The following is a 4,453-nucleotide window of genomic DNA, read 5'->3' as shown; positions in this document are numbered from 1 at the left end:
GGTTGGACGTGTTGGTGCACGAGGTGATCGCCGCGATGACGACGTCCGCGTGGTCGACGATCACCGGGGAGTCGCCGCCCAGCACGACCTCCGCCGGGTCGCTGGGCCAGCCGAGCTTGGCGTTGGCGGTCAGCTGCTCCTCGGAGTAGCGGCGCGGCGGCTCATCCGTCGCCGTATCGGGATTGAAGGCGATCGGGTCGCTGGCCGGAAAGGTGTCCTCCGCGGCGTCGTCCACGCTGCCGGGCCGCCCCCCGGACCGTTCCTTCTCCTCCGCGAGGTTGCCGAGGACCACGGCCGGCGCGTCGCCCAGCTCGATACGGTCCTGCGGGCGCCGGGGACCCGCGATCGACGGCTCGACGCTCGCAAGGTCGAGCTCGATGACCTGGGTGTACTCGGCCGGATTGTCCGGGTCGTGCCAGAGCCCCTGCTCCTTGGCGTAGACCTCGACCAACTCGATCTGCTCCTGAGACCGGCCGGTCAGCCGCAGGTAGTCGAGCGTCTCCGAGTCGATCGGGAAGATCGCACACGTCGCCCCGTACTCCGGGCTCATGTTGCCGAGCGTGGCTCGGTTGGCCAGCGGCACGCTGGAGACGCCGGGTCCGAAGAACTCGACGAACTTGCCGACCACGCCGGTCTTGCGCAGCAACTCCGCGACGTGGAGGACCAGGTCCGTCGCGGTCGTGCCCTCCCGCAGTTCACCGGTCAGCTTGAGTCCGATGACCTCCGGGATGAGCATGCTCATCGGCTGGCCGAGCAGAGCCGCCTCGGCCTCGATGCCGCCGACGCCCCAGCCCAGCACGCCGAGGCCGTTGACCATCGGTGTGTGCGAGTCGGTGCCCACCAGCGTGTCCGGGTAGGCCTGCCTCATGCCCTCGGTGCCCTCGCGGGTGAAGACGACCCGGGACAGGTACTCGAGGTTGACCTGGTGGCAGATTCCCGTGTTCGGAGGGACCACGAGGAAGTCAGCGAACGACTCCTGCGCCCACCGCAGGAGCTGGTAACGCTCCCGGTTCCGTCCGAACTCGAGGTCGGCGTTGACCTGGAAGGCGTCCGGACGGCCGAAGACGTCGGCGATGATCGAGTGGTCGATCACGAGCTCACCGGGGATCAGCGGGTTGATCTTCTTGGCGTCCCCGCCCAGATCGGTGATCGCGTCGCGCATCGCGACCAGGTCGACGACGCACGGCACTCCGGTGAAGTCCTGCATGAGGACGCGGGCGGGCGTGTACTGGATCTCCCGATCCACCTGCTTGCGGGGATTCCACTGCTGGAGCGCCTCGACCTGCTCGGCCGTCACCACCCGGCCGTCCTCGTTGCGCAGAAGATTCTCCAGCAGGATCTTCAGGCTGTAGGGGAGTGGGACCTCGGTGGAGACCCGGTCGAGTCGGTAGATCTCGTAGTCGACGCCTCCGACTGCCAGCGCGTCTCGCGAGTTGAAACTGTCGACACTCATGATCGGCCCCTTCACTATGAAGTTGTGAGGCCGTAGGCCTGACCTTCTTGAAGGACTTGGCGGTCCGCCCGCCAGGCTCTGCTGATCGATAATGGTAGGCGAGCTTGGGCGGTCTGACTCACGGCCCTTCTGGCGTCCTCTGCGTACGTAGAGGATTGTCTTGATCCGGACATGTCGGCCGCCTCGGGCTCACAGCGTGACCGGGTGGGCCGCCATGTCCTGATAGGAGTTTGAACGCTTTCCCGATAGTGAACTGACTGACGCCCACCCGGCTGCGCACTCCTTTGATCTGCGATTACGGAAGGGGTGCACCACAATGATGCACGACAACGACAGCTCCGCGGTAGTGGTCGGGATCGACACGCACGCGGATACGCACCACGTGGCGGTGATCACCAACTACGGTCGCCCCCTCGTCGACGTGATGGTGCCGGCGACCGCGTCCGGCTACCGGGAAGCGCTTGCCCTGGTTGGCGAATACTCACAGGTCGACAAGGTGGGTATCGAATGCACTGGCAGCTATGGTGCTGGAATCACCAGGAAGTTCCTCGACGCGGGCTATACGGTCGTCGAAGTCAATCAACCGAATCGGTTCGACAGACGTCGCCGCGGCAAGACTGACCAGTTTGATGCGTACGCCGCTGCTGAGGCGGTTCTCTCCGGTCGAGCGACCGCCCTGCCGAAAGGCAACGACGGGCTGGTGGAGTCCCTTCGAGTGCTGCGAACAACCCGGTCTGCGGCCGTGCGGGACCGCACCGCGGCGATCAATCAGATCCGCGCCATGCTCGTATCCGCGCCCGAGTCCCTTCGCCAGAAGTACCGCGGACTGACCACGTCGAGGCTGGTGGCAGCGCTGGCCGCGACCCGGCCGCCGGCGCAGCCGGTGACCGCAGCTGAATCCACAGCGGTCTGCCTTCGCCATCTCGCCCGCCGATACAAGTTCCTCGACGAACAAGTCGCCGACCTCCTCCGGCAGATCACACGGCTTCTGGACGATCATGCCCCGGCGCTCATGGAGGTCTATGGTGCTGGCCCCGACAGCGTTGCCCAGCTACTCATCACCGCCGGAGACAATCCCGAACGAATGCGAAGTGAACGACACTTCGCTGCTCTCACCGGGGCTTCGCCGATCCCGGCCTCCTCCGGAAAGACGAACCGCTACCGACTCAATCGCGGCGGCGACCGGCAAGCGAACTCCGCATTGCACCACATCGTCCTCGTCCGGATGCACTATGAGACCCGCACCCGCGAGTACGTCGAACGCAGAATCGCCGAAGGCAAGACGAAACGAGAGATCATGCGTTGCCTGAAACGCTACGTTGCCCGCGAGGTCTTCCCGATCCTCAAGAGCACACTCGAACCAAATCTGGGCGCTAAAACCCTTGACAAAGCTATATAGGAGTGTCCTGGTATGGCGCCGATGGAGCCGTGCGAGTGAGGGGCTCACCGGCGTTGAGCCCGACCCTACCCCTGTCGATGAGAAGTTATAAGCCGTCACGCGTTCCGCGGAGCGGGCCGAGAACCGCAGTCGCGAAGTCGGTCCCGAAGGGCTTTCGCGGCCGCTTTCATCCGTCAGCGTGGCGGTCCGGCGGCGGGACGTTCCGAGCGATGGCGGGAGCGCGCGCGGCCGAACAGCGGCTCGAACTCTGCGTCCTCATCCGGGGTCGCGATGCGGAACGGCGGCTCGGCCGGGGTCGGGAGGCTCCGCCGGTCTTGCCCGCGCGTCGCCCTCAGGCTCGCCACGACCGACACGGTGAGGATCGTGGCGATGACGGCCAGCGAGAGCGGGGTCGGGATGTAGTAGACGTCGATCTTCAGCAGCATCTTCACGCCCACCCACATCAACACCAACGCCAGGCCGAGCTTGAGGTACACGAACCGATGGACCAGATCGGCGAGTAGGAAGTACATCGCGCGCAGCCCCAGGATCGCGAACGCGTTGGCGGTGAAGACGAGGAACACCTCGTCGGTGACGGCGAAGATGGCGGGAATGGAGTCGACGGCGAACACGATGTCAGTCGTCTCCACCAGCACGAGCACTGCCAGCAGGGGAGTGGCCATGATCAGTCCGCCCTTGCGGCCCAGCAGTCGCTGTCCGTGGAAGGTGTCCGACATGGGCACGAGCCGGCGGAAGGCACCCAGCACGCGCGACTGGTCCGGGTTGAGGTGCTCGTCGCGCTGACGGATCATGCGGAAACCCGTGTACAGCAGGAACGCGGCGAAGATGTAGAGGATCCACGAGAAGTTCTGGATGAGCAGCGCGCCGCCCGCGATGAAGATGCCACGGAACACCAGGGCGCCCAGCACACCGAGGAACAAGACCCGGTGCTGGAACTGCGGGGGCACCGCGAAGTAGGCGAAGATAATCGCCCAGACGAAGACGTTGTCCACGGCCAGAGACTTCTCGATGAGGTAGCCGGCGAAGTACTGTTGTCCGAAGTCAGCGCCCCAGACGGCCCAGACGATCACGCCGAAGCCGACTCCGAGCGCGATCCAGACCGCCGACCACGCGGCCGCCTCTTTCACGCCGATGACGTGTGCCTTGCGGTGGGCGACGAGGTCGATCGCGAGCATCACGACGATGAAGGCGATGACGGCGAACCAGAGCCAGAGTGGGGTGTCCATGACAGGGACCTTTCGATCAGTGGGTGATCGAAGGTCTCTCCCGGCCACTGATGATGCGTGGCTCACTCCGCCGGGCCCGGGGCCGTAGTGACGACGACGCGTGTCAGGGATACTCCCCTTCTGGTGGGGTCAGATTAGCGGCGCTCTCCGCGAACGCGCAACGCGCGAAGATGAGAAGGCGATTACCTGAGGCGGCCGCACTGCTGATACCACGTGGCCAACTGCACCGAGGCGCGTCGGCTGGGCATCGCCCCGATCTACCGCGGTGACGCGGCGTATCGGCCCGCGCTCGACCGGGACAACGACGGCGTCGCCTGCGAGTAGTACAGACCGGTTAGACGGCGAGGGGCCGGCTCACATGGAGCCGGCCCCTCG

Annotated in this window: 3 protein-coding genes and 1 pseudogene; 2 read left to right on the top strand and 2 right to left on the bottom strand. The window is 65.6% G+C overall.

All coding sequences use genetic code 11. The features are described from left to right. On the bottom strand, positions 1-1,453 hold a 1,453-nt coding region (locus HMPREF3086_RS19605), incomplete at its 3' end, for an aconitase family protein (RefSeq protein ID WP_246830945.1). A gap of 316 nt (positions 1,454-1,769) precedes the next feature. Between HMPREF3086_RS19605 and HMPREF3086_RS09365 the strand changes: the two genes are divergently transcribed. Beyond that, positions 1,770-2,852, top strand: a complete 1,083-nt coding sequence (locus HMPREF3086_RS09365) for an IS110 family RNA-guided transposase (protein ID WP_083324374.1) — start codon at positions 1,770-1,772, stop codon at positions 2,850-2,852. A gap of 173 nt (positions 2,853-3,025) precedes the next feature. On the opposite strand, the gene HMPREF3086_RS09360 is transcribed toward HMPREF3086_RS09365, so the two are convergent. Further along, positions 3,026-4,078 carry a TerC family protein gene (locus tag HMPREF3086_RS09360; RefSeq protein WP_070721532.1) on the bottom strand — a complete coding sequence of 351 codons (1,053 nt, stop codon included), beginning with the start codon at positions 4,076-4,078 and terminating at the stop codon, positions 3,026-3,028. A 219-nt stretch (positions 4,079-4,297) separates the two neighbouring features. On the opposite strand from HMPREF3086_RS09360, the pseudogene HMPREF3086_RS09355 reads away from it, so the two are divergent. Beyond that, positions 4,298-4,402, top strand: a pseudogene (locus tag HMPREF3086_RS09355) (excalibur calcium-binding domain-containing protein); the annotation flags it as partial. Positions 4,403-4,453 lie beyond the last annotated feature (51 nt).

Source organism: Dietzia sp. HMSC21D01, assembly GCF_001815995.1.
Lineage (GTDB): Bacteria > Actinomycetota > Actinomycetes > Mycobacteriales > Mycobacteriaceae > Dietzia > Dietzia cinnamea.
The sequence above is the reverse complement of the archived record's forward strand: the minus strand, read 5'-3'. Positions and strand labels throughout refer to the sequence as shown.